A 20,492-nucleotide genomic window follows, 5' to 3' on the forward strand; every position below is an offset into this window, starting at 1 on the left:
TCCGCCGTCGCTATATGCGCCTGCATGCTGGACACCGCCCCCAATCGCCCCGCCCTGCCCGCCGAGATCGCCCGCCGGCGGACCTTTGCGATCATCTCGCACCCGGATGCGGGCAAAACCACGCTGACGGAAAAGTTCCTGCTCTACGGCGGCGCGATCCAGATGGCCGGACAGGTGCGCGCCAAGGGTGAGGCGCGGCGCACGCGGTCGGATTTCATGCAGATGGAGAAGGACCGGGGCATCTCGGTCTCCGCATCGGCGATGTCCTTCGATTTCAGGGAGTTCCGCTTCAACCTCGTCGACACGCCGGGCCACAGCGATTTCTCCGAAGACACCTACCGGACGCTCACCGCCGTGGACGCCGCGATCATGGTGATCGACGGAGCGAAAGGCGTGGAGAGCCAGACGCAGAAGCTCTTCGAGGTCTGCCGGCTCCGGGACCTGCCGATCCTGACCTTCTGCAACAAGATGGACCGCGAGAGCCGCGACACGTTCGAGATCATCGACGAGATCCAGGAGATGCTCGCCATCGACGTGACGCCTGCCTCCTGGCCGATCGGCAAGGGGCAGGATTTCATCGGCTGCTACGACATCCTGCGCGACCGGCTGGAACTGATGGACCGCGCCGACCGCAACAAGGTCGCCGAAAGCGTCGCCATCGAGGGGCTGGACGACCCGAAACTCGCCGAACTGGTGTCGGCCGGGCTGCTGGAGACCTTCCTCGAGGAGTTGGAAATGGCGAAGGAGCTGCTGCCCGCGCTCCACCCGCAATCGGTGCTCGAGGGCCATATGACGCCGATCTGGTTCGGCTCGGCAATCAACTCTTTCGGCGTGAAGGAATTGATGGATGGCATCGGTCGATACGGCCCGGAGCCGCAACCGCAGCGCGCCGAGCCGCGGCAAATTTCTCCTGAGGAAACAAAGGTCTCCGGCTTTGTCTTCAAGGTTCAGGCGAACATGGACCCGAAGCACCGGGACCGCGTCGCCTTCCTGCGCATGGCCTCGGGCCACTTCAAGCGCGGCATGAAGCTCACCCATGTGCGCACGAAGAAGCCGATGGCGGTTTCCAACCCGGTTCTGTTTCTCGCCTCCGACCGCGAACTGGCCGAGGAGGCCTGGGCCGGCGACATTATCGGTATTCCCAACCATGGCCAGTTGCGGATCGGCGATACGCTGACCGAGGGCGAGGCGCTCAAGGTGACGGGCATCCCGAGCTTTGCGCCGGAGCTCCTGCAGACATGCCGCGCCGGCGATCCGCTCAAGGCCAAGCATCTCGACAAGGCGCTGATGCAATTCGCCGAGGAAGGCGCCGCCAAGATCTTCAAGCCATCAGTCGGCTCTGGCTTCATCGTCGGCGTGGTCGGCGCGCTGCAATTCGAGGTTCTGGCGAGCCGGATCGAGCTCGAATACGGGCTGCCGGTGCGGTTCGAACCGTCGCAATTCACCTCCGCGCGCTGGATCACGGGGCCGAAGGACAAGGTCGACACCTTTGCGGCGGCCAACAAGGGCCACATGGCGCATGACAATGACGGTGACCTCGTCTACCTGACGCGCCTGCAATGGGACGTCGACCGGGTGGTGCGGGATTATCCGGAGATCACGCTCTCGGCGACCAAGGAAATGATGGTGTGACGGGTGGTTTGGTAAATCCCTATTGACCTCCGACCGGTCCTTGGCCTGATGCAGAGCCCGCCCGAGGTAGGGCGCGGAGCCGCGCCATCGCCGGGACGCGGCGCGGCGATCCGACGGCGGGACGGGGCAGTTTATGGTGAGGACTCCGAATAAGGTCGAAACGATGCGCTGGCCTCAAGGTATCGCCGGGCCTCGGGGACGGCCCGGCGATGGCGCGGCGGCCATTCGGCCTTGCTCCGCGCCAGGGCGCCTGGTGCGAACCTTTTCTTCAGGACAGTGGCAACCATTTCCCGATCTCACGATCGTAGCGCCGACCGGTAGCGGCTCACCATCACGTAGTCCTTGCGCGGCCCCCGGACCCGCCAGCGCGACGACCATTCGGGCCAACTGGAAAAATCGTAGCGGACCTCGTAGTCATCCGGATCGCAGAAATGCGCCGCCTCGGCCGACGCTGCGCCCGGGTCGAAGCTGTGAAAGAACCGGCCATCGTCGAAATGCACGACGATCCGCCCGCCCTCCTCGCGCCAGAGATAGCGCCGCACCGCCGTCAGCGCCCGCCCGTCCGGCAGGGACAGGACACCGCGCTCCTCGTAGCTGAGCCCGTCCGCACGCGGCGCAAAGGCGACCTCGCCCGAAAGCCGCATGATTTCGCCAGCAGCGAGATCCTTGATCTCCCGCTCAAGCCTCCAGCGGCCCTGAAAATCGCCAAGCCGCCGCGCGCCTTGCGGCACCCCGCGCTGCATCCGGTCCGAAGGGTCTCGCGGCAGGCTCATCGGTCGATGACTAGAGAGGATCGGCGGGCGCGGCAAGCGATCGCCGGTCGAGCCCGCTTGCCCACCCGGCCTGCGGCGGCTAAGACACCCGCGCTTCCCCACCGAACAGTCCAAGGCACGCCCCGCATGATCCCTCGCTATTCCCGCCCCGACATGGTCGCCATCTGGTCACCCGAGACCAAGTTCCGCATCTGGTTCGAGATCGAAGCCCATGCCTGCGACGCGCAGGCCGAGCTGGGCGTGATCCCGAAATCCAATGCGGAGGCGGTCTGGAAGGCGAAGGACACCGAGTTCGACGTCGCCCGGATCGACGAGATCGAGGCCGTCACCAAGCATGACGTCATCGCCTTCCTGACCCACCTGGCCGAGATCGTCGGGGCCGAGGAAGCGCGCTTCGTGCATCAGGGGATGACTTCGTCGGACGTGCTCGACACCTGTTTCAACGTCCAGCTTACCCGCGCCGCCGACATCCTCATCGCGGATGTCGAGGCGCTTCTGGCGGCGCTGAAGCGGCGGGCCTACGAGCACAAGGACACTGTGCGCATCGGCCGCTCGCACGGCATCCATGCCGAGCCGACGACGATGGGCCTGACCTTCGCGCGGTTCTACGCCGAGATGGACCGCAACCTCTCCCGCCTGCGCGACGCCCGCGCCGAGATCGCCACCGGCGCGATATCGGGCGCGGTCGGCACATTCGCCAATATCGACCCGTCGGTCGAGGAACATGTCTGCGCAAAGTTGGGCCTCGTGCCCGAGCCGATCTCCACCCAGGTGATCCCGCGCGACCGGCACGCGGCGTTTTTCGCCACGCTCGGCGTGGTGGCGAGTTCGATCGAAAACATCGCCATCGAGATCCGCCACATGCAGCGAACCGAGGTGCTGGAGGCCGAGGAGTTCTTCTCCAAGGGCCAGAAGGGCAGCTCGGCGATGCCGCACAAGCGCAACCCCGTGCTGAGCGAGAATCTCACCGGGCTGGCGCGGCTGGTGCGGATGGCGGTGGTGCCGGCGATGGAGAACGTGGCGCTCTGGCACGAGCGGGACATCTCGCATTCCTCCGTCGAGCGAAATATCGGCCCGGACGCCACCATCACGCTCGACTTCGCTCTGGCGCGGCTGACCGGGCTGGTCGACAAGCTGGTGGTCTATCCCGACAACATGCTCGCCAACATGAACAAGTTCCGCGGGCTGGTGATGAGCCAAAGGGTTTTGCTGGCACTGACACAGGCCGGGGTGAGCCGGGAGGATTCCTATCGGCTGGTCCAGCGCAACGCGATGAAGGTCTGGGAAGAGGGCAAGGATTTCAAGACCGAGCTGCTGGCCGATCCGGACGTGACCGCGGCACTTGCCCCGGCTGAAATCGAGGAGAAGTTCGACCTCGGTTACCACACCAAACATGTCGACACGATCTTCGAGCGGGTGTTCGGGACGGAATAGACCCGCCTAACGCCACCGCTCTTCCGCGTGTCCGGCCCGTCGGCTGGGCCGGCGGTCCGCGTCATTGTCTCCAATTCGCGGACCGTCCCGGAAGAGCCGACCCATTTCGCTCAAAAATCCACCCTTTGGCCACGCTTTCGCCCTCAAGTGTCTGTCGAATGATCGCGGACATTCCTTTCCCGACCGAAAGGAGCTCGAGGAGGGCGCGATGCTGCAGAACCTGTTTTCCCGTTTCCGTGGACCTGAACCGGCCGCTCCCACCCTGCCCGTGGCACCGCGCGACACCTGCCGGATTCCCCGCATCCTCGTCCGCCGCCGGGCGCTCCTGACCCTCGACAGCGATCCAAAGACGCTGGTCTCCGATATCGTCGAATTCGTGCACCACCTCACCGAAACGGCGCGATGCCGCCGCAGCGACGTGCCGGAAGAGGCGCTGCAACTCTTTCACGCCGATCTCTACCGCCAGCAGGTGCTCGGCTGCGGCCATGTCGGATTCGTCGGCAACGCGCAGCATACCCTGCCGGTGATCCTCGCCGATGCCGCCGCCGCGCTGCGCGCTTGCGGCGCGGAGGCGCATCATCGGCTCTTCGGGAAGATGGAGACCTGGATCGCGCGCAATCCGTCGATCGCCTCCACCCTGATCGGCGACGAGACCGACGCCGCCCCAGACCTCGCCGCCCTCGACGCGCCGTTCGAGACGCTCGAGGCGTGGACGCCGCTGTCCGCAAAGCTCGCGAAATGGATCTCCGGGACCGGCCTGCTCGAAGCTGTCGAGGATGCCGACTGGCCGAAGGCGCTGCACCGGATCGCGCCGCCGCAGGAGCGCGCCCGAGACGAGATCGCCGCCGAGTCGATCGCCGCGCTCGACCATCTTCTGTCCAACCCGGCCCATGTCGGCTTCGGCATGGCCGCCGCCTCGATGGCCCCACCCGAACCGCTGATCCGTATCGGCACGTTGCGGCACCTCACCTCCGGCCCGGACACGGTCTCTCCCGCGCGCTGGATGCGCACCGTTACCGCTGAGCGGTTCGGCGTGCTCCTGGCCGAGGGGTTCGCGCTCTATGAAGCCATTCCGGAGTCCGCGCCGGCGGAGGATGCGCCCTCGCTCGCCGATCTCCGCCTGCTGCGTCACGACCGGATCGACGAGATCCTGTTTCACCGTCCGCATTGTCTCGGCCAGCGGCTCACCGTGGTGCCTGCCGCGCAGGTCAAGCTCGCGGTGGACGTGTGTCGGCACTTGCAGGCCGCCACCGCGATCCACCTCCTGCTCGACCGGCTCAACGACCCCACCCGGGTCACCTGTGTCTCGGTGCACAGCATTGGCAAGGGCCGGACGGGCGGGCTCGAGGCGATCGTCATGATCGTCGCGGACGACGCCACGCGCGCCTTCTCCGCCATTGTGACCTCGGACGGCGCGACGTTGGTGAGCGAGCCGACGCACCAGCGGCTGGCCGTCGTCGACCGCTCCGAGATCGAGGCCCATCGCGATCTCGCGCGTCCTGCCTGATCCGGCCCGGACCTTGCCGACGGTGTATTCTGCCTGACCGCGCCAAAGCGGCGCGGCTGGCCTTACGTCGTATACCGGCACGGCACAACCCCCAAATGTGGCAGCCGTCATCGGCGTCGCCACAATCTGAGCCAAAAATACCGGGATTTTCTCGCATTCCGCCATCGTTCCGCCAAGGCTGGAGAGCAAAAGGTTAACAGCGATTTTGCTGAACACACATTTTTTCAGACCAGACGACGAGGACAATTATGCTCAAAGGAATGCTCTCCCGCTTCCACCGGCACGAAAGTGCCCCGGAGATTCCGCAGGAAGTCAGTTTCCATCAATCGCAGATCGTTTTGCGCCGTTCGGTTGTCGACGCCGCGAAGTCCAACCCGGAGGGGCTCGTCAGCGCGGTTTCGGACTTCGTGAACTGCCTCGTCGAGGACGGGCATTTCCGGCAGGACGAACTGCCGTTCGAAGCGATCCTTGCCCGGCAATGCTATGATTATCACGTGCAGGTCCTGCGGGGCGGCCATTCCTGGTTCGTGCGCCGCGCCATGCGGCACCTTCCGGAGACGCTGGGCGAAATCGACCAGGGGCTGCGGGCGCTGAACGCGCAGGCGCATCGCGAGATCTTTGGCCAGATGCAAACCTGGATCGCGATGAACCCCAAGAACGTCACCACCCTGACCGGATTCATCAACGGGATCGCACCGGAACTCCAGAAGCTCGACAGCCCGTTCCGCGTCCTGTCGGATCTCGACAGCCTCGTCGTGCGAATCGCCGACTGGATCACCACGCTGCCCAGCCTCGCGGTGGTCGAAGACGAAGCCCACCCTGCCGCGATGCGCGCGATCCTCGCAAGTCATCCGGATTTCGAGAAGCGCCGCACGACGCGGGGAATCGCCCGCACCGACATGTTCCTGAGCGACGAGACGCATCTCGGCCTCGGCATGGTCGCGGCCTCGCTCGAGCCGCCGGAGCCGACCGTCCACATGGGCGGCAGTTGGCATCTCACGATCGGCCCGGAGCGGGTCGAGCCCTGCTACTGGATGCGTACCTCGGCCGGCCACCGCTTCGGCGCCGCCCTCGAGGAAGGCTACACGCTCTTCGAAGCCGTCCCGGACCCGGCGATGGACCGCGGCGAACCGATTTCGCCCGAGGAACTGGAGAAGATCGAGAACGACGACATCGACGCGATCCAGTTCCACAAGCCGCACGCTGTCGGCCGCCGCCTCGCCGTCATCGCGCCGGAAATGGCTGATATCGCGAAACGGGCCTGCCGCGAGCTGCTCGCCTCCTACGCGATCGACCTGCTCTTCCGGCGGCTTCCGCGCCGCGTGGACGTGACCTGCGTGTCCGTGCACCGGATCCGCCGCGACCCCGACGGGAAACCGGAGGCGGTGATCATGATCGTCGCGGACAAGGGACAGATGGGCGCAACGGTCATCGTCAATTACCGCGGTGCGCGGCTCGTGTCCGAGCCGACGCATGAGACGATCCTCTCGGTCACCCGCGCCGAGATCTGGGCACACAGGCTCAAGCTCACGAAGTCCTGAGCGCGGCAGCTGGCACGCGGGCGCCGACTGTGCGATGACAGTCGTGTCCGCTTCCGGAGGCTTGCCTTGCCCGACACGCTGTCCCTGACGCCGCTGACTGCCACGCTGCTGTTTCTCGTCCTGGTGTTTTCCGGCCGGGCCTTCAGGCAGACCTGGAAGGCGCAGGCGCCGGGCTGGCGGCTCCGGGCATGGCTCTACGGTACACCGGCGCTTCTGGGATTCCTGGCGTTGGCTCTGTTGCCACTGCAGGTCTGAGCAGGCTTAGCGCGACCCCATCTCCGCGGCCATCCGCTGCGCGCGTTTGCAGTGAATCCGGTCGCGCAGCGGCGAATCGGGATCAATGTCCTGCTGGCAGACGACGCACTTGTCCGCACCGGCAATGGCGTTCAGCCCGCCGCAGCTACCCTTGATCCGCATCCGCTGCCCGACAAGGATGACTCCCACCGCCATCGCGAGGAAGACAGTGCCGAGCAGCAGGAAGGCGAGCAGGAAGGTGGCCATCGGATCTCCTTTCGGGGCGTCCTGCGCAGTCTACTCGGCGTCGCGCAGTTTTTCAAAGGCGGGGCTGGCCGCCTTCACGTAATCCTGACCGGCCTCCGACTCGGCCCGCGAGATGAAGAAGACGGCGAGGTCGTTCGCCTCGGCGATCCGCATCCCCTCCTCCGCGCCAAGCACCATCATCGCGGTCGCCAGCGCATCGGCCATCATGCCGTCCTCGGCCAGGATCGTGACCGAGGTCGTCCGGTGGGTGACCGGCCGGCCGGTGGTCGGGTCGATGATATGCGAGTAGCGCACGCCATCTTGTTCGAAGAAATTTCGGTAGTCGCCCGAGGTGGCCATGCCGAGGTCGGAGACAGGCAGCACCATCTCGACCGAGTTTGCCTTGCCCTCCGGCGTCTCTATGCCGATCTTCCATTTCTCGCCTTCGTCGTTCCGGCCTGCGGAAACGAGGTCGCCGCCGATCTCGACGAGGTAGTTCTCGATGCCGAAGCCGCGCAGCGCCTGCGCGACCGCGTCATTTCCATAGCCCTTGGCGATGGCCGAGAGGTTGACGGACACCTCCGGATCGCGCTTCGCCAGGGTCTCGCCGTCAAGGGCGACCAGATCGGCCTGACCGACATGGGTGAGCGCGGCCGCGATCTCCGCATCCGACGGGATCGGATCGCCCGGCTTCTTGGCCCCGAAGCCCCAGAGCTCAATCAGCGGGAAGAGCGTCACGTCGAACTTTCCTTCCGAAAGCGCGTGCACCTTGTCCGCGGCGGCCATGACATGGGCGAACTCGGCCGAGATCGCGACCGGTTCGGTGCTCGCCATACCGTTGAAGCGCGACACCTCCGATTCCTTGTCCCAGTTTGACATCGAGGCATTCACCGCCGCCAGAGTCTCCTCGATGGCCAGGGCGATCTCGGTCTCGGTCACCTCGTCAGGCACGCCGACCGCGGTGACATGATAGGTCGTCCCCATCGTCTCGCCGGAGAAACGATACGTCTCGCCCTCGTCCCCCGAAAAGCAGCCGGAGAGCGCAAGGCCGACGGGAAGGAAAAACAGAGCGCGCATGGAGCATCCCCGCGATACGGACTGGATTTCGGAGGGTCTGGCACCTTTCGGGTCCGGCTGTCAACGCGGAGGCCGGGATGGACCATCCGAGACCGTCACGGCCATGTTGCGCCGCAGCATCGGTCTGATTATGAAGGGAAGGTCTGTATGCTCAAGTGTACGATGACCTTCCCAGCAGGTCGGGCTACACTTGGCGGCAGATCGGAGAAAAGATCGAACCGGAACGGAAGTCGCAGGGACACATGCCCGAATTCTCCTTCAAGAAAGGTCTGGACCTGCCGATAACCGGCGCCCCGGACCAGGTGATCCACGACGGGCCGGCACTCGGCTCGGTTGCGCTGATCGGGCCCGACTCCCTTGGCCTCAAGCCCCGGATGCTGGTCTCCGAGGGAGACAGTGTCCAGCGCGGTCAACCGCTCTATTGCCACAAGGATTCGCCCGAGGTGCTCTTCACTGCGCCGGCCACCGGCCGCATCCGGGCGATCAACCGCGGCGCGCGGCGGGTGCTGCAATCCGTGGTGATCGACATCGACGACATCACCGAGGAGGGCATGGATTTCGGCCCGCTCCCGGACGGCGCGGACGCCGACACGATCGCAGAAAAGATAAAGAAGTCAGGTCTCTGGACGGCGTTCCGCACGCGACCTTATTCGAAGATCCCGCCCGCCGGCAGCCGCCCCGCGGCGATCTATGTCACCGCGATGGACAGCGAGCCGCTGGCACCCGACCCGGCGGTGATCCTTGCCGAGAGGGCGGAGGATTTTTCGGCCGGCCTCGCGGCCGTGGCGCAGCTCAGCGCGGGCAAGACCTGGCTCTGCCACGCCACGGGCGCTGCAATCCCGGGCGGCGACACCGCCGGCGTCGAGGTCGCGACCTTTTCCGGCCCGCATCCCGCGGGCCTTCCCGGCACGCACATGCATTACCTCGGCCCACCCTCGCCGCAGCGCATTGTCTGGACCATCGGATACCAGGACGTCGTCGCCATCGGCCACCTGATGCGGACCGGCCGGCTTGACAGTTCGGTCGTTATCTCGCTCGGCGGTCCCCGCGCCGCCAACCCGCGCCTGATCCGCACCAAACTGGGCGCGAATCTTTCGGAACTCACGGCAGGCGAGATCACCGGCGACGACCCGCTCCGGGTGATCTCCGGCTCGGTTCTCTCGGGGCGGATGTCGGATGGTGGCGCCTTCGACTATCTCGGCCGCTATGCCCGCGCGGTGACGCTGATCACCGAGGACCGCGAGCAGGTCCTGCTCGGCTGGCTGCGCCCGCGGCCCGACCAGTTCGCAGTGATGCCGATTCTGACTTCGGCGCTGGACCGGCTGAAGAGGTTCCCGATCGCCTCCAATCTCAACGGCGCGCGGCGGGCGATGGTGCCGACGGGCGTCTTCGAGGAACTGGTGCCGCAGGATCTCCTGCCGACACAGCTCCTGCGCGCGCTCCTCGTCATGGACACCGACAGCGCCCAGGCGCTCGGCGCGCTGGAGCTCGACGAGGAAGACCTCGCGCTTTGCACCTTCGCCTGCCCGGCCAAATACGAGTACGGCCTCGCGCTGCGCGACTGCCTCACCAAGATCGAGAAGGAGGGCTGAGCGATGGGTCTGCGCGCGTTCTTCGACCGGATCGAGCCGAGTTTCCAGAAAGGCGGCCGGTACGAGAAATATTTCGCCCTCTACGAGGCCGTCGAGAGTTTCCTCTACACCCCCAGGACCGTGGCCACGGTAGCACCGCATGCGCGGAGCTTTACCGACATGAAACGGATCATGACCTTCGTGGTCATCGCCACGATCCCCTGCATCCTCTTTGGGCTCTGGAACACCGGCTACCAGGCCAACCGCGCCATCGCCGATCTCGGGCCGGAGGCGCTGACCGGCTGGCGAGTGGGCGTGATGCAGGCGCTTGGTGGATTCGGGCTCAACCCGGACAACCTGCTGGCCAACATGTTCCACGGCCTGCTCTGGTTCCTGCCGATCTACATCGTGACGCTGGTCGTCGGCGGCATCTGGGAAGTGGTTTTCGCGGTCATCCGCGGCCATGAGGTCAACGAGGGTTTCCTCGTGACTTCAATGCTCTACGTTCTGATCCTGCCGGCCTCCGCGCCGCTATGGCAGGTCGCGCTCGGGATCTCCTTCGGCGTCATCATCGGCAAGGAGGTCTTCGGCGGCACCGGCAAGAACTTCCTCAACCCGGCGCTGGTCGGCCGCGCCTTCCTCTATTTTGCCTATCCCGCGCAGATGTCGGGCGACAGCGTCTGGACGCCGGTCGACGGCTTCTCCGGCGCGACCGCGCTCGGCATCACCGCCCGCGAGGGCGTACCCGGCCTCGCCTCTGCCGATATCACCTTCTGGGACGCCTTCTGGGGCACGATCCAGGGATGCATCGGTGAGACCTCGGTGGTCATGTGCATGATCGGGCTCGCCTTCCTGCTCGTCACCAAGATCGCCAACTGGCGCCTCGTGGTCGGCTGCGTGGCCGGTACCATCGGTTTTTCGGCGCTGCTGAACTTCATCGGCTCCGACACCAACCCGATGTTCGCCATGCCCTTCTGGTGGCACATGGTGCTCGGCGGCTGGGCCTTTGGCCTCGCCTTCATGGTCACCGAGCCGGTCTCGGCGGCGCACACCAATGTCGGCCGCTTCTGGTATGGCGTGCTGATCGGCTTCATGGTGGTGATGATCCGCGTCATCAACCCGGCCTTCCCGGAAGGCATGATGCTCGCCATCCTCTTCGCCAACATCTTCGCCCCGCTGATCGACTGGTTCGTGGTGCGGGCCAACATCGCTCGGAGGGCAAAGCGCAATGCCTGAGAACGACACCAGGGGTTTCTTCGAGCGCTGGAAGGCGCTGCCGGTCGACTCGGTCCCCAAGACCGTCACCGTCGCCGTCGTGCTCTGCCTCTTCTGCTCGATGGTCGTGGCCGCCGCGGCGGTGAGCCTGCGCCCGATCCAGGAGGTGAACAAGCTCCGCGACAAGCAGATCAACATCCTCCAGGTCGCCGGTGTCTACGAGCCAGGGATCAACATCCAGGAGGCGTTCGCCGCCTTCGAGCCGCGGGTGGTGGACCTCGAGACCGGCACTTTCACCGATGAGTTCGACGCCGCCAACTTCGACGACCGTGCCGCGGCCTCCGACCCGGCGCTTTCCGTTGCGCTTGAGGACGACCCCGCCGGGATCGGCCGGCAGAGCCGCTACCAGACGGTCTACCTGCTCAACGACGCGGCCGGTAACATCGACAAGGTGATCCTGCCGATCCACGGCTACGGCCTTTGGTCGACGCTGTACGGCTTCATCGCGCTTGAGGAAAACGGCAACGACATCTACGGGCTCCAGTTCTACGACCACGCCGAAACGCCGGGCCTCGGCGCCGAGGTCGACAACCCGCGCTGGAAGGCGCAATGGGCCAGCAAGGCGCTGCGCGACGAGAGCGGCGCGCTGAAAATCTCGGTGGCCAAGGGCGGCGCGCCCGCCGGCGAGGAACAATACCATATCGACGCGCTCGCGGGCGCGACACTGACCTCGGTCGGCGTCGACAACCTCGTCCGCTTCTGGATGGGCGAAGACGGCTTCGGCCCCTTCCTCGATAATCTCAAGGCGGGAGCACTCTGATGGCGCAGACGAGACGCACATACCTTGTTGATCCGCTGGTCGACAACAACCCGATCACGCTCCAGGTCCTCGGCATCTGCTCGGCGCTGGCGGTGACCTCCTCGCTCAAGGTCTCCTTCGTGATGGCGCTCGCCGTGATATTCGTGACCGGTTTTTCCTCGATGTTCATCTCGATGCTGAGAAACCAGATCCCGAGCTCGATCCGGATTATCGTGCAGATGGTTATCATCGCCAGCCTGGTGATCCTCGTCGACCAGATCCTCAAGGCCTTTCTCTACGAGATCTCCAAGACGCTCTCGGTCTTTGTCGGCCTGATAATCACCAACTGCATCGTGATGGGCCGTGCCGAGGCCTTCGCGATGAAGAACCCGCCGCTCGACAGCTTCGTCGACGGGGTCGGCAACGGGCTCGGCTATGGCTTCATCCTGATGCTCGTCGGCACGATCCGCGAGCTCTTCGGCGCGGGCTCCCTCTTCGGCATCACCATTCTGCCCACGGTCAACAACGGTGGCTGGTACGTGCCCAACGGAATGCTGCTGCTGCCCCCCTCTGCCTTCTTCATCATCGGGCTGATCATCTGGGCCTTCCGGTCCTGGAAGCCGGAACAGGTCGAGGAGCGCGAGTTCAGCATCCAGAAAGTGGAGGCGCATTGATGGAAGGGCTGCTCTCGCTCGCGGTCAAGGCGATCTTCGTCGAGAACCTCGCGCTCTCCTTTTTCCTCGGGATGTGCACCTTCATCGCCGTGTCGAAGAAGATCTCCACCGCCATCGGCCTCGGCATCTCGGTCATGGTGGTCCAGACCATCACCGTGCCAGCCAACAACGTCATCCTGAACGGGCTGCTGAAGCCCGGTGCCCTCTCCTGGGCGGGGTTCGGCGACGTGGACCTGACCTTCCTCGGGCTCATCTCCTATATCGGGGTGATCGCGGCCATGGTGCAGATCCTCGAGATGATCCTCGATAAATACTTCCCGCCGCTCTATAACGCCCTCGGCATCTTCCTGCCGCTCATCACCGTGAACTGCGCCATCCTCGGCGGCTCGCTCTTCATGGTGGAACGCGACTACAGTTTCCCCGAATCTGTGACCTACGGCCTGTCCTCCGGATTCGGTTGGGCACTCGCAATCACCGCCATGGCCGGGGTGCGCGAGAAACTGAAATATTCTGACATCCCGGACGGGCTGCAGGGCCTCGGCATCACCTTCATCACCGCCGGGCTGATGGCGATGGGCTTCATGTCCTTCTCCGGCGTGAAGCTGTAAGGGAGCCGCGAGATGACGACATTCATCCTGGGAGTCGCCCTCTTCACCCTGATCGTTCTGGCGCTGGTGACGATCATAATGTTCGCCCGCTCCCGGCTGGTCGCGCAGGGCGACGTGGCGATCACCATCAATGGCGAGAAGACGATCCACGTGCCGGCCGGCGGCAAGCTCCTGCAGACGCTCGCCGGGCAACATCTCTTCGTTCCCTCCGCCTGTGGCGGCGGCGGCACCTGCGCGCAGTGCCGGGTGCGGGTGCATTCCGGCGGCGGCTCGATCCTGCCAACCGAAGAGACACACATCACCAAGCGCGAGGCCGCCGAGGGTGACCGGCTCTCCTGTCAGGTCGCGGTCAAGCAGGACATGGAGATCGAGGTCCCCGAGGAGGTCTTCGGCGTCAAGAAATGGCGCTGCAAGGTGCGCTCCAACGACAACGTGGCGACCTTCATCAAGGAGCTGGTGCTCGAGCTGCCCGAGGGCGAGAACGTGAACTTCCGCGCCGGCGGCTACATCCAGATCGAAGCCCCGGCGCACGAGCTGAAATACACCGAGTTCGACATTGCCGAGGAATATAGGGAGGACTGGGACCGCTTCAACCTCTGGCAATACGAGAGCCGCGTCGAGGAGCCGGTGGAACGCGCCTATTCGATGGCAAACTACCCCGAGGAGAAGGGCATCATCATGCTCAACGTCCGCGTGGCCTCGCCACCGCCGGGCGCGGTGGGCATCCCGCCGGGCAAGATGTCGAGCTACATCTTCAACCTCAAGCCCGGCGACGAGGTCACCATCTCCGGCCCCTTCGGCGAGTTCTTTGCCCGCAAGACAGACAAGGAGATGGTTTTCGTCGGCGGTGGCGCCGGCATGGCGCCGATGCGCAGCCACATCTTCGACCAGCTCAAGCGGCTCGCCACCACGCGCAAGATTACCTTCTGGTACGGCGCGCGCTCGAAGCGCGAGATGTTTTATGTCGAGGATTTTGACCGGCTCGCCGCCGAGAACCCGAACTTCACCTGGCATGTCGCGCTGTCGGACGCCCTGCCCGAGGACAACTGGACCGGCTATACCGGCTTCATTCACAACGTCCTTTACGAGCAGTATCTCAAGGACCACCCCGCGCCCGAAGATTGCGAATACTACATGTGCGGACCGCCGATCATGAACCAGTCGGTCATCAACATGCTGCTCGATCTCGGCGTGGACCGCGAGGACATCATGCTCGACGATTTCGGCGGCTGATCCGGGATCGGGGACGTGCGACGGGCCGGGGCGGATTGCTCCGGCCCTTTTTGTCTGGCGCGCGATCCGAGAGCCCGTCCCGGCCGGAGGTGGGAGAGGCGCCGCGCCATCGACGAGCCGCGGCGCTCATCCCCATTGGCAAATACGTCAGCGCGGCCCAACGGTCGATGCCAACGAAAACGGCCGCCGCCCGGCTCCGATGAGCCGAACGACGGCCGGGAGCAGGATCAAGGCCCCACCCCGCGCAAGCGCCGCCCCTTTCGGGTCCTCCCCGACGCCCGCGAAAGAACCGGCGGGTCAGTTCTCCTCTTCTGCCGCCACCCCCATTGCCTCCTGGCTCATGCGAACCAGTTTGCCCGTTTCGGCGGAATACTGGCCGAACGCCTCCTTGAGGAATTTCCCCTGCACCTCGCGGAAGCTCGCCGCGTCGCGGCATTGCATGAGTTCCGCCTGAAACTCGAGATCCTGGCGGATGCGGTCGGAAACAAACCTCGCCAGCTCTGTATTGACCTCCAGAGCCGTCTCGTACCACGCGGGATTGGTCCAGGCCCATGCGCCCAGTCCCGCCTTCTGCCAATCCTCGAAGATCGACATCATCGTCGCTGTCGCTGTCTTGACGGCGTCCGTCTCGGCTGTCATCGCACACCTCCCCCCTGCACGACTCGCTGATCGGTTGGGCCAACATGCCGCAAGGTCAGGCGACTGTCCTTGACCTGTGTCAACGCCCCCCCCCCCGAGGATTCTCCCGGCCGGCGAGATTTTCCCTTTCCAATCGCGGCGAACCGGCCTATAGCCGCAGCTTCCAAACCCACCGGGCATACACCCTTGGAGGATGCCCATATTCTAGGAGATACCAATGGCTGGTGAGATTCCTGATCTTCACGCCACGGTTCGTGCGGGGACGGGCAAGGGGGCCGCTCGCCAAGCTCGTCGCGACGGGCTTGTACCGGGCGTGGTCTATGGCGGAAGCGCCGACCCCGTCACGATTAACCTTCCCTTCAACGAGCTGATGAAGCGCCTCAAGGCAGGCCGCTTCCTGTCGACGCTGTTCAACCTCAAGGTCGACGGCCATGACGACGTCCGCGTGATCTGCCGCAGCGTGCAGCGCGACGTGGTGAAGGACCTGCCGACCCATGTCGACTTCATGCGCCTGCACCGCAGCACCAAGGTCAACCTGTTCATCCCGGTCGAGTTCACCGACGAAAAGGATTGCCCCGGCATCAAGCGCGGCGGCGTTCTGACGGTGGTGCGCCCGGAGATCGAACTGGTGGTGACCGCCGGCGACATCCCCGAAAAGGTGGAGATCTCGCTCGCGGGTCTCGACATCAACGATCACATCTCGATCTCGATGGTGAAGCTGCCCGAGGGCACCAAGGCGACCATCGACCGGGATTTCAACATCGCCTCGATCTCGGCGCCTTCCGGCCTCAGCGCTGGCGGCGGTGGCGGCAGCGAGGACGAGGAAGAAGAGACCGAAGAGGCCTGATTCTCTTCCCCAAGTTCGTTTCGAAGGGCGTCCCGCATTGGGGCGCCCTTTTCGATTCGTGGAGGATCTCGGTGGTTGCGGAGCCCGGAGCGGCAATGAACACCGCGCGCCCCGGCGGACCACGCCCAAGCGTGCCCACACGGAGCCTACGTCGCCGTGTCCATCATGTTTAGCGTCACCAACCAGAGACTCGATCCGGCCTTGTACCGACCGAAGGAGCCGTCAGGAAGACGACATTTCGAGGACCCGCACGGGTCTCGCAAAGTGCAGGCGCGGCGTCAGCCTCTCCCGGAAGGTGTTCCGAAGGAGATCACTCGACGATCAACCGGCGAAATAGATCACGATCGTGTCCGGGTGCACGCCGTCATATTTCATCGCTTCCGCTCCCGCCTCGCTCTTCAGCATGGCTTCCATCGCATCCATGTCTGCGACTTCCATGGAGAGCGCGACCCTTCTTTCGTCGCCCGGCAGAACGTAGGTCTGGAGGTCGGTGGCGATGCCCTCGAACACTTCCGCCCGCTTCGGGGACGCGAGCCAATGAGCGACGTCGTCGACGTCATGGGTGACGATGAGTTTCGGCATGTCGGGTGTCCTCCCCTTTTTGAATCCTGGCAGCTGCTTGCGGGATGGGGCGCTTCTGGCGTCCGCGTCATTCTCCGCCAACGCCGTTTTCTTTTCGTCTAAGATCGCCTTCTGCCCCTCCCTTGACAGGGATTGCCCCTGCGTAAGTTTCAGCATGTTGCCTTTCTGCGGATGCCGCAACGATTCTCGTCGGACAATGCCGCTTGGCTCGAACACGCTTCCGGAGGACAACTTCGAGGAGTTTGTGTTCCGAACTTCGGGAGTGCGGACAAAGCTGGCAGCCAATGACGGCACTTCGGGCTACCCAGCTATTCCCGTTCGGCTGCCATTCCCTCAGAATCCAGTTTTCTTTACTGGTGCTTCTTCAAATAGCCAAATACGAATTGGCCCGGCCACAAGGGCGGCCGGGCTTCTGGCTTTTGGGTACTGTGCGCTGGTTCCCTAGTTCGGATCCGCATCATGTGGACCATCTTCGCCATGGTGATTTGGCGTGTGATGCCCGGGATGTTCGCCGCCATTGCCGCCGCCGTTGTCGACGCGGCCATTATCGCCGCTTTCAACAAGTCCCTTCGGGACGGACATCTCATGACCTTGGTGGTCCACCGATCCCCAGCCGTTCTTGTTACCGTTGTCGACTCCGTTGCCGTTGCCGATCCCAGCCAGGGCGACACCCGGCACACCGACAATTGCCGCAATAGCGGCTGAATAGAATAAACGTCTCATTTTCATCCTCCAAACTTCAGGAACTTCAAGGTATGCCATTGCCTGTTTGCGTGCCATGTATGCACCGAGTGGCACACGCTGAATTGATCTCGGCTTGCGGCCCTTCGCGCGGGACGATGCATCTCTCACGAAGGTCTGCCAAGGGCTCAGAGCGGCCATTGGGGCCGAGAGCTTCGCAATATCTTTGTCTCACCATGAAACACGAAGGCCGCCCCAGTGCGTGACGCCCTTCGACGCAAACTGGAGAAGGAGATCAGGCCTCTTCGGTCTTTTCTTCCGCGTCCTCGCCACCGCCACCACCACCGCCGCCAGCTGCTCAGGCCGGAGAGTGCCGAGATCGAGGCGATGTTGAAGTCCCGGTCGATGGTCGCCTTGGTGTCTTCGGGCAGCTTCACTCTCGAGATCGAGATGTGATCGTTGATGTCGAGACCCGCGAGCGAGATTTCCACCTTCGAGGGGATGTCGCCAGCGGCTACCACCAGTTCGATTTCCGGGCGCACCACCGTCAGAACGCCGCCGCGCTTGATGCCGTTGCAAACCCGTGACCGGGCAAGCCACGCCACGGAACCGAGTATGCATACCTGGTGGCTTCGCAGGCCCGGCGGATGTTCGGCGACCACAGAAAATGCCAGAGTGGTCCGCACAGGTGATTTCCAGATCGGAATGCACCCGAGATGCCGAGCACCGCCCCCTGCCCTGCGCCCTATTCGATCTGCTGGACCGAGGTGAACACTTCCAGCTCCGGTGGCCCGAGATAGATGTCCCGGCTCTCCCCCGCCCCGGCATGGGCCTGCCGGAACGCCTCCGATTTGGTCCAGGCCCGGAACGCCGCCTCGCTCTCCCACATCGTGTGGGACGCGTAGAGCCGGTGCCCCTCGGCCTCCGGCCCCTTCATCAGGTGGAAGGCGACGAAGCCCGGCACCTCCGGCAGTTTCGTCTCCCGCCCCTTCCAGATCGCCTCGAATTCCGCCTCGCAGCCCGGCTTGACCCGGAAACGGTTCATTGTGAGATACATCGCACGCTCCTTGAGGCTGGCATCGGGCCAGAGTTCACGGCATGAGAGGGTCAGGGTCAACCACAACCGGAGGCGCCCCTTGCAACTCTTCGTCGGCCTCGGCAACCCGGGCCCGAAATACGCCCGCAACCGGCACAATATCGGCTTCATGGCGGTCGAGCGGATTGCCGAAGATCACGGGTTCGGCCCTTGGCGCGGCAAGTTCCAGGGCAGCCTCGCGGAAGGCCGCCTCGGCTCGGAGCGGGTGATGCTGCTCAAGCCCGAGACCTTCATGAACCGCTCCGGCCAGTCGGTCGGCGAGGCGATGCGATTCTTCAAGCTCGAGCCGGGCGACGTCACCGTGTTCCACGACGAGCTCGACCTCGCCCCCGGCAAGGTCCGCGTCAAGGAGGGCGGCGGGCATGCCGGGCATAACGGGCTGCGCTCGATCCACGCCGCCATCGGACCGGATTACGCCCGTGTCCGCCTCGGCATCGGCCATCCCGGCCACAAGGACGCGGTCTCGGGCTACGTGCTGCACGATTTTCCCAAAGCTGACGCTGACTGGCTCGACGACGTCCTGCGCGGGTTGAGCGACGGCGCGGCGGACCTTGCCGCGGGCGATGCAGGAAAGTTCATGAACGCGGTGGCGCTCCGGGTGAACCCGCCGCGCTCATCGGCAACGGCGCCGAAGGCGGCCGAGGCCCCGAAGGCCGAGGCGCCGGCCGCCCAGCCGGAAGAGAGAAGCCCGATTCAGAGGCTGATCGATCGTTTCAGGTGATCTCTGGCAGATCCGGGCTCAGCCCGCGTCAGCGAGGATCTCGACCTCGGATTCCCCCGCGGGCGGCGTCCGGACGACCCGGTACCCCGCTCCGGACCAGGCCCTGCCGCCGCGCCCTTCCGGCTCCAGGCCGATATCAGCGAGCAGGTGGGGCGCAGTGCTGGCAAGGCGGGCAAGCTCCGCGCGCAAGCGTCGCTGCGCCATCTCGGGGCCTTCCCCCAAGTGATTTCCACTCAACGCACACCACATCCTCCGGACGCGGCTGAACAGCTCCGAAAAGAACGAATTTTCGCAGGATCTGACCATTGTCATGAAAATTCTCCGCGTTTCCTGATCGCTCTCCGAGACTACAGCGAAGCCCCCATTGCCAACAAACCATGTTTTCTCCCATAGTTGGTGAGAAAAACTGATCCTGGGTCCACTCGTGAAACTCCCCTCGCTCAACGCCCTGCGCGCCTTCGAGGCAGCCGCCCGGCACCAGGGCTTCGTCGGCGCGGCCGAGGAACTCCACGTGACCCGCGGCGCGATCAGCCGGCAGGTAAAGCTTCTGGAGGAACAGGTCGGCGCCCCGCTCTTTCGCCGCACCGGCCAGGGTGTGCGCCTGACGGAGGCCGGGCAGCGGCTGCTCCCGGTTCTCACGGAATGCTTCGAGAGGATCGCCCGGGAAACCGGCCGGATCTCCGCCGAGCAAGCCGGCCTGCGCATTATCTGCCCACCGGCAACCTCGATCCGCTGGCTCATTCCCCGGCTGGACCGGTTCCGCCGCGCGCATCCGGAGATCGACATCCGCCTGACGACGGATTTCCACAGGGGCGGTGGGTTCGACACGCAGGAATACGATATTGGTTTCTCCTGCGAGATCTGGCCGAACCGGCCGGACGGAATCGAGGTCCTGCCACTCTTTCCGGTACTTCTGACCCCGGCCTGCGCGCCATCGCGCCTCGAAAGCGGACCCGCGCTCGAACGCCCCGAGGATCTGCGCCATCACCCCCTGTTGCACGAGACCCCGAGTCATGCCGACTGGGCCGACTGGATCCGCACCTTCAAGGTTACCGGGCTGGACCCGGCATCGGGGCAGGACTTTCCCAATCTCGACATGGCGACCAAGGCGGCTGTGATGGGCGCCGGGGTGGTGATGGCGGATCTCGTTCTGACCCGGGACGAGCTCGAAGCGGGCATGCTCGTCACCCCTTTCCCGGAGATGACCTGTGAGTCGACATTCGGGACGATCTGCCTGCTGGGTCCCGGCGAGAAATGGCACGACCCAAAGGTCCGGCTGTTCCGCGACTGGGTTATCCACGAGGCCGAGGCCGATCGCAGGGCGCTCGGGTGGTAGCGGCCGCGCCGGGCCGCGCTCTCGACAGGGCGGATTGCGCGGCTAT

Annotated in this window: 22 protein-coding genes and 1 pseudogene; 14 read left to right on the forward strand and 9 right to left on the reverse strand. The window is 64.8% G+C overall.

Annotated elements, in window-relative coordinates:
- Positions 1 to 24: 24 nt before the first annotated feature.
- Positions 25 to 1,632 carry a peptide chain release factor 3 gene (locus EU800_RS10965; protein ID WP_129631852.1) on the forward strand — a complete coding sequence of 536 codons (1,608 nt, stop codon included), beginning with the start codon at positions 25 to 27 and terminating at the stop codon, positions 1,630 to 1,632.
- Between the two features lie 296 nt (positions 1,633 to 1,928).
- Here the strand turns inward: EU800_RS10965 and EU800_RS10970 are convergent, their stop codons facing one another.
- Positions 1,929 to 2,405 carry a DUF6314 family protein gene (locus EU800_RS10970; RefSeq protein ID WP_242500498.1) on the reverse strand — a complete coding sequence of 159 codons (477 nt, stop codon included), beginning with the start codon at positions 2,403 to 2,405 and terminating at the stop codon, positions 1,929 to 1,931.
- Between the two features lie 126 nt (positions 2,406 to 2,531).
- Between EU800_RS10970 and purB the strand changes: the two genes are divergently transcribed.
- From purB to EU800_RS10990, 4 genes are all read left to right on the forward strand, one after another.
- Entirely contained in the window at positions 2,532 to 3,839 is a 1,308-nt protein-coding gene (purB, locus tag EU800_RS10975) for an adenylosuccinate lyase (RefSeq protein ID WP_129631854.1), read from the forward strand.
- Positions 3,840 to 4,047: 208 nt separating this feature from the next.
- The gene (locus EU800_RS10980; protein WP_129631858.1) at positions 4,048 to 5,346 is read left to right on the forward strand and encodes a hypothetical protein; all 1,299 of its coding nucleotides are present in this window, start codon (positions 4,048 to 4,050) and stop codon (positions 5,344 to 5,346) included.
- Positions 5,347 to 5,594: 248 nt separating this feature from the next.
- Positions 5,595 to 6,887 carry a hypothetical protein gene (locus tag EU800_RS10985; protein WP_129631861.1) on the forward strand — a complete coding sequence of 431 codons (1,293 nt, stop codon included), beginning with the start codon at positions 5,595 to 5,597 and terminating at the stop codon, positions 6,885 to 6,887.
- Positions 6,888 to 6,953: 66 nt separating this feature from the next.
- The gene (locus EU800_RS10990) at positions 6,954 to 7,142 is read left to right on the forward strand and encodes a hypothetical protein (RefSeq protein ID WP_129631864.1); all 189 of its coding nucleotides are present in this window, start codon (positions 6,954 to 6,956) and stop codon (positions 7,140 to 7,142) included.
- Between the two features lie 6 nt (positions 7,143 to 7,148).
- Here the strand turns inward: EU800_RS10990 and nqrM are convergent, their stop codons facing one another.
- Positions 7,149 to 7,388: a (Na+)-NQR maturation NqrM gene (nqrM, locus tag EU800_RS10995; RefSeq protein WP_129631867.1), complete on the reverse strand. Its 240-nt coding sequence runs from the start codon at positions 7,386 to 7,388 to the stop codon at positions 7,149 to 7,151.
- Between the two features lie 30 nt (positions 7,389 to 7,418).
- On the reverse strand, positions 7,419 to 8,444 hold the full coding sequence (locus EU800_RS11000) for an FAD:protein FMN transferase (protein WP_129631870.1): 1,026 nt from the start codon (positions 8,442 to 8,444) through the stop codon (positions 7,419 to 7,421).
- Positions 8,445 to 8,686: 242 nt separating this feature from the next.
- Between EU800_RS11000 and EU800_RS11005 the strand changes: the two genes are divergently transcribed.
- Genes EU800_RS11005 through nqrF form a run of 6 tightly spaced genes read left to right on the forward strand, consistent with a single transcriptional unit; the run spans position 8,687 to position 14,544 of the window.
- Complete coding sequence (locus EU800_RS11005; protein WP_129631873.1) at positions 8,687 to 10,036, forward strand: Na(+)-translocating NADH-quinone reductase subunit A; 1,350 nt, start codon at positions 8,687 to 8,689, stop codon at positions 10,034 to 10,036.
- A gap of 3 nt (positions 10,037 to 10,039) precedes the next feature.
- A complete protein-coding gene (locus EU800_RS11010; protein WP_129631876.1) occupies positions 10,040 to 11,251 on the forward strand; it encodes an NADH:ubiquinone reductase (Na(+)-transporting) subunit B in 1,212 nt (403 codons plus the stop codon).
- The gene (locus tag EU800_RS11015) at positions 11,244 to 12,050 is read left to right on the forward strand and encodes a Na(+)-translocating NADH-quinone reductase subunit C (RefSeq protein WP_129631879.1); all 807 of its coding nucleotides are present in this window, start codon (positions 11,244 to 11,246) and stop codon (positions 12,048 to 12,050) included. The genes EU800_RS11010 and EU800_RS11015 overlap by 8 nt, the downstream gene beginning before the upstream one ends.
- On the forward strand, positions 12,050 to 12,703 hold the full coding sequence (locus tag EU800_RS11020) for an NADH:ubiquinone reductase (Na(+)-transporting) subunit D (protein ID WP_129631882.1): 654 nt from the start codon (positions 12,050 to 12,052) through the stop codon (positions 12,701 to 12,703). The genes EU800_RS11015 and EU800_RS11020 overlap by 1 nt, the downstream gene beginning before the upstream one ends.
- Positions 12,703 to 13,311 (forward strand): NADH:ubiquinone reductase (Na(+)-transporting) subunit E, encoded by a 609-nt coding sequence (gene nqrE, locus EU800_RS11025; RefSeq protein ID WP_129631884.1) that lies wholly within the window; start codon positions 12,703 to 12,705, stop codon positions 13,309 to 13,311. Before EU800_RS11020 ends, nqrE begins: the two co-directional genes overlap by 1 nt.
- Before the next feature lie 12 nt (positions 13,312 to 13,323).
- Positions 13,324 to 14,544 carry an NADH:ubiquinone reductase (Na(+)-transporting) subunit F gene (gene nqrF, locus EU800_RS11030; protein WP_129631887.1) on the forward strand — a complete coding sequence of 407 codons (1,221 nt, stop codon included), beginning with the start codon at positions 13,324 to 13,326 and terminating at the stop codon, positions 14,542 to 14,544.
- Between the two features lie 297 nt (positions 14,545 to 14,841).
- Here the strand turns inward: nqrF and EU800_RS26805 are convergent, their stop codons facing one another.
- Entirely contained in the window at positions 14,842 to 15,183 is a 342-nt protein-coding gene (locus EU800_RS26805) for a phasin family protein (protein ID WP_165354630.1), read from the reverse strand.
- A gap of 217 nt (positions 15,184 to 15,400) precedes the next feature.
- On the opposite strand from EU800_RS26805, the gene EU800_RS11040 reads away from it, so the two are divergent.
- Complete coding sequence (locus EU800_RS11040; RefSeq protein ID WP_129631893.1) at positions 15,401 to 16,030, forward strand: 50S ribosomal protein L25/general stress protein Ctc; 630 nt, start codon at positions 15,401 to 15,403, stop codon at positions 16,028 to 16,030.
- 321 nt (positions 16,031 to 16,351) lie between these two features.
- Here EU800_RS11040 and EU800_RS11045 read toward each other — a convergent pair whose 3' ends face one another.
- From EU800_RS11045 to EU800_RS11060, 4 genes and pseudogenes are all read right to left on the reverse strand, one after another.
- Positions 16,352 to 16,612: a hypothetical protein gene (locus EU800_RS11045; RefSeq protein ID WP_129631896.1), complete on the reverse strand. Its 261-nt coding sequence runs from the start codon at positions 16,610 to 16,612 to the stop codon at positions 16,352 to 16,354.
- A gap of 441 nt (positions 16,613 to 17,053) precedes the next feature.
- Positions 17,054 to 17,392, reverse strand: coding sequence for a hypothetical protein (locus tag EU800_RS11050; RefSeq protein ID WP_129631899.1), 339 nt, complete (start codon positions 17,390 to 17,392; stop codon positions 17,054 to 17,056).
- 254 nt (positions 17,393 to 17,646) lie between these two features.
- A pseudogene (locus tag EU800_RS27515) lies at positions 17,647 to 17,871 on the reverse strand (50S ribosomal protein L25); the annotation flags it as partial.
- A gap of 167 nt (positions 17,872 to 18,038) precedes the next feature.
- Positions 18,039 to 18,350, reverse strand: coding sequence for an antibiotic biosynthesis monooxygenase (locus tag EU800_RS11060; protein WP_129631902.1), 312 nt, complete (start codon positions 18,348 to 18,350; stop codon positions 18,039 to 18,041).
- A 79-nt stretch (positions 18,351 to 18,429) separates the two neighbouring features.
- Between EU800_RS11060 and pth the strand changes: the two genes are divergently transcribed.
- The gene (gene pth / locus EU800_RS11065) at positions 18,430 to 19,110 is read left to right on the forward strand and encodes an aminoacyl-tRNA hydrolase (RefSeq protein WP_129631905.1); all 681 of its coding nucleotides are present in this window, start codon (positions 18,430 to 18,432) and stop codon (positions 19,108 to 19,110) included.
- 18 nt (positions 19,111 to 19,128) lie between these two features.
- Here the strand turns inward: pth and EU800_RS11070 are convergent, their stop codons facing one another.
- Positions 19,129 to 19,314 carry a hypothetical protein gene (locus tag EU800_RS11070; protein WP_129631908.1) on the reverse strand — a complete coding sequence of 62 codons (186 nt, stop codon included), beginning with the start codon at positions 19,312 to 19,314 and terminating at the stop codon, positions 19,129 to 19,131.
- A gap of 220 nt (positions 19,315 to 19,534) precedes the next feature.
- Here EU800_RS11070 and EU800_RS11075 point away from each other — a divergent pair, with 220 nt between their 5' ends.
- Positions 19,535 to 20,446: a LysR substrate-binding domain-containing protein gene (locus EU800_RS11075; protein ID WP_129631911.1), complete on the forward strand. Its 912-nt coding sequence runs from the start codon at positions 19,535 to 19,537 to the stop codon at positions 20,444 to 20,446.
- Positions 20,447 to 20,492 lie beyond the last annotated feature (46 nt).

This window comes from Tropicimonas sp. IMCC6043, from assembly GCF_004146235.1.
GTDB lineage: Bacteria > Pseudomonadota > Alphaproteobacteria > Rhodobacterales > Rhodobacteraceae > Tropicimonas.

What these genes read in the sequence shown, in the direction of transcription:
- EU800_RS10965 (WP_129631852.1), top strand. Translation starts at nt 25, where the DNA reads ATGCTGGACACCGCCCCCAATCGCCCCGCCCTGCCCGCCGAGATCGCC.
- EU800_RS10970 (WP_242500498.1), bottom strand. Translation starts at nt 2,405, where the DNA reads ATGAGCCTGCCGCGAGACCCTTCGGACCGGATGCAGCGCGGGGTGCCG.
- purB (WP_129631854.1), top strand. Translation starts at nt 2,532, where the DNA reads ATGATCCCTCGCTATTCCCGCCCCGACATGGTCGCCATCTGGTCACCC.
- EU800_RS10980 (WP_129631858.1), top strand. Translation starts at nt 4,048, where the DNA reads ATGCTGCAGAACCTGTTTTCCCGTTTCCGTGGACCTGAACCGGCCGCT.
- EU800_RS10985 (WP_129631861.1), top strand. Translation starts at nt 5,595, where the DNA reads ATGCTCAAAGGAATGCTCTCCCGCTTCCACCGGCACGAAAGTGCCCCG.
- nqrM (WP_129631867.1), bottom strand. Translation starts at nt 7,388, where the DNA reads ATGGCCACCTTCCTGCTCGCCTTCCTGCTGCTCGGCACTGTCTTCCTC.
- EU800_RS11000 (WP_129631870.1), bottom strand. Translation starts at nt 8,444, where the DNA reads ATGCGCGCTCTGTTTTTCCTTCCCGTCGGCCTTGCGCTCTCCGGCTGC.
- EU800_RS11005 (WP_129631873.1), top strand. Translation starts at nt 8,687, where the DNA reads ATGCCCGAATTCTCCTTCAAGAAAGGTCTGGACCTGCCGATAACCGGC.
- EU800_RS11010 (WP_129631876.1), top strand. Translation starts at nt 10,040, where the DNA reads ATGGGTCTGCGCGCGTTCTTCGACCGGATCGAGCCGAGTTTCCAGAAA.
- EU800_RS11015 (WP_129631879.1), top strand. Translation starts at nt 11,244, where the DNA reads ATGCCTGAGAACGACACCAGGGGTTTCTTCGAGCGCTGGAAGGCGCTG.
- EU800_RS11020 (WP_129631882.1), top strand. Translation starts at nt 12,050, where the DNA reads ATGGCGCAGACGAGACGCACATACCTTGTTGATCCGCTGGTCGACAAC.
- nqrE (WP_129631884.1), top strand. Translation starts at nt 12,703, where the DNA reads ATGGAAGGGCTGCTCTCGCTCGCGGTCAAGGCGATCTTCGTCGAGAAC.
- nqrF (WP_129631887.1), top strand. Translation starts at nt 13,324, where the DNA reads ATGACGACATTCATCCTGGGAGTCGCCCTCTTCACCCTGATCGTTCTG.
- EU800_RS26805 (WP_165354630.1), bottom strand. Translation starts at nt 15,183, where the DNA reads ATGACAGCCGAGACGGACGCCGTCAAGACAGCGACAGCGACGATGATG.
- EU800_RS11040 (WP_129631893.1), top strand. Translation starts at nt 15,401, where the DNA reads ATGGCTGGTGAGATTCCTGATCTTCACGCCACGGTTCGTGCGGGGACG.
- EU800_RS11045 (WP_129631896.1), bottom strand. Translation starts at nt 16,612, where the DNA reads ATGCCGAAACTCATCGTCACCCATGACGTCGACGACGTCGCTCATTGG.
- EU800_RS11050 (WP_129631899.1), bottom strand. Translation starts at nt 17,392, where the DNA reads ATGGCACGCAAACAGGCAATGGCATACCTTGAAGTTCCTGAAGTTTGG.
- EU800_RS11060 (WP_129631902.1), bottom strand. Translation starts at nt 18,350, where the DNA reads ATGTATCTCACAATGAACCGTTTCCGGGTCAAGCCGGGCTGCGAGGCG.
- EU800_RS11070 (WP_129631908.1), bottom strand. Translation starts at nt 19,314, where the DNA reads ATGGCGCAGCGACGCTTGCGCGCGGAGCTTGCCCGCCTTGCCAGCACT.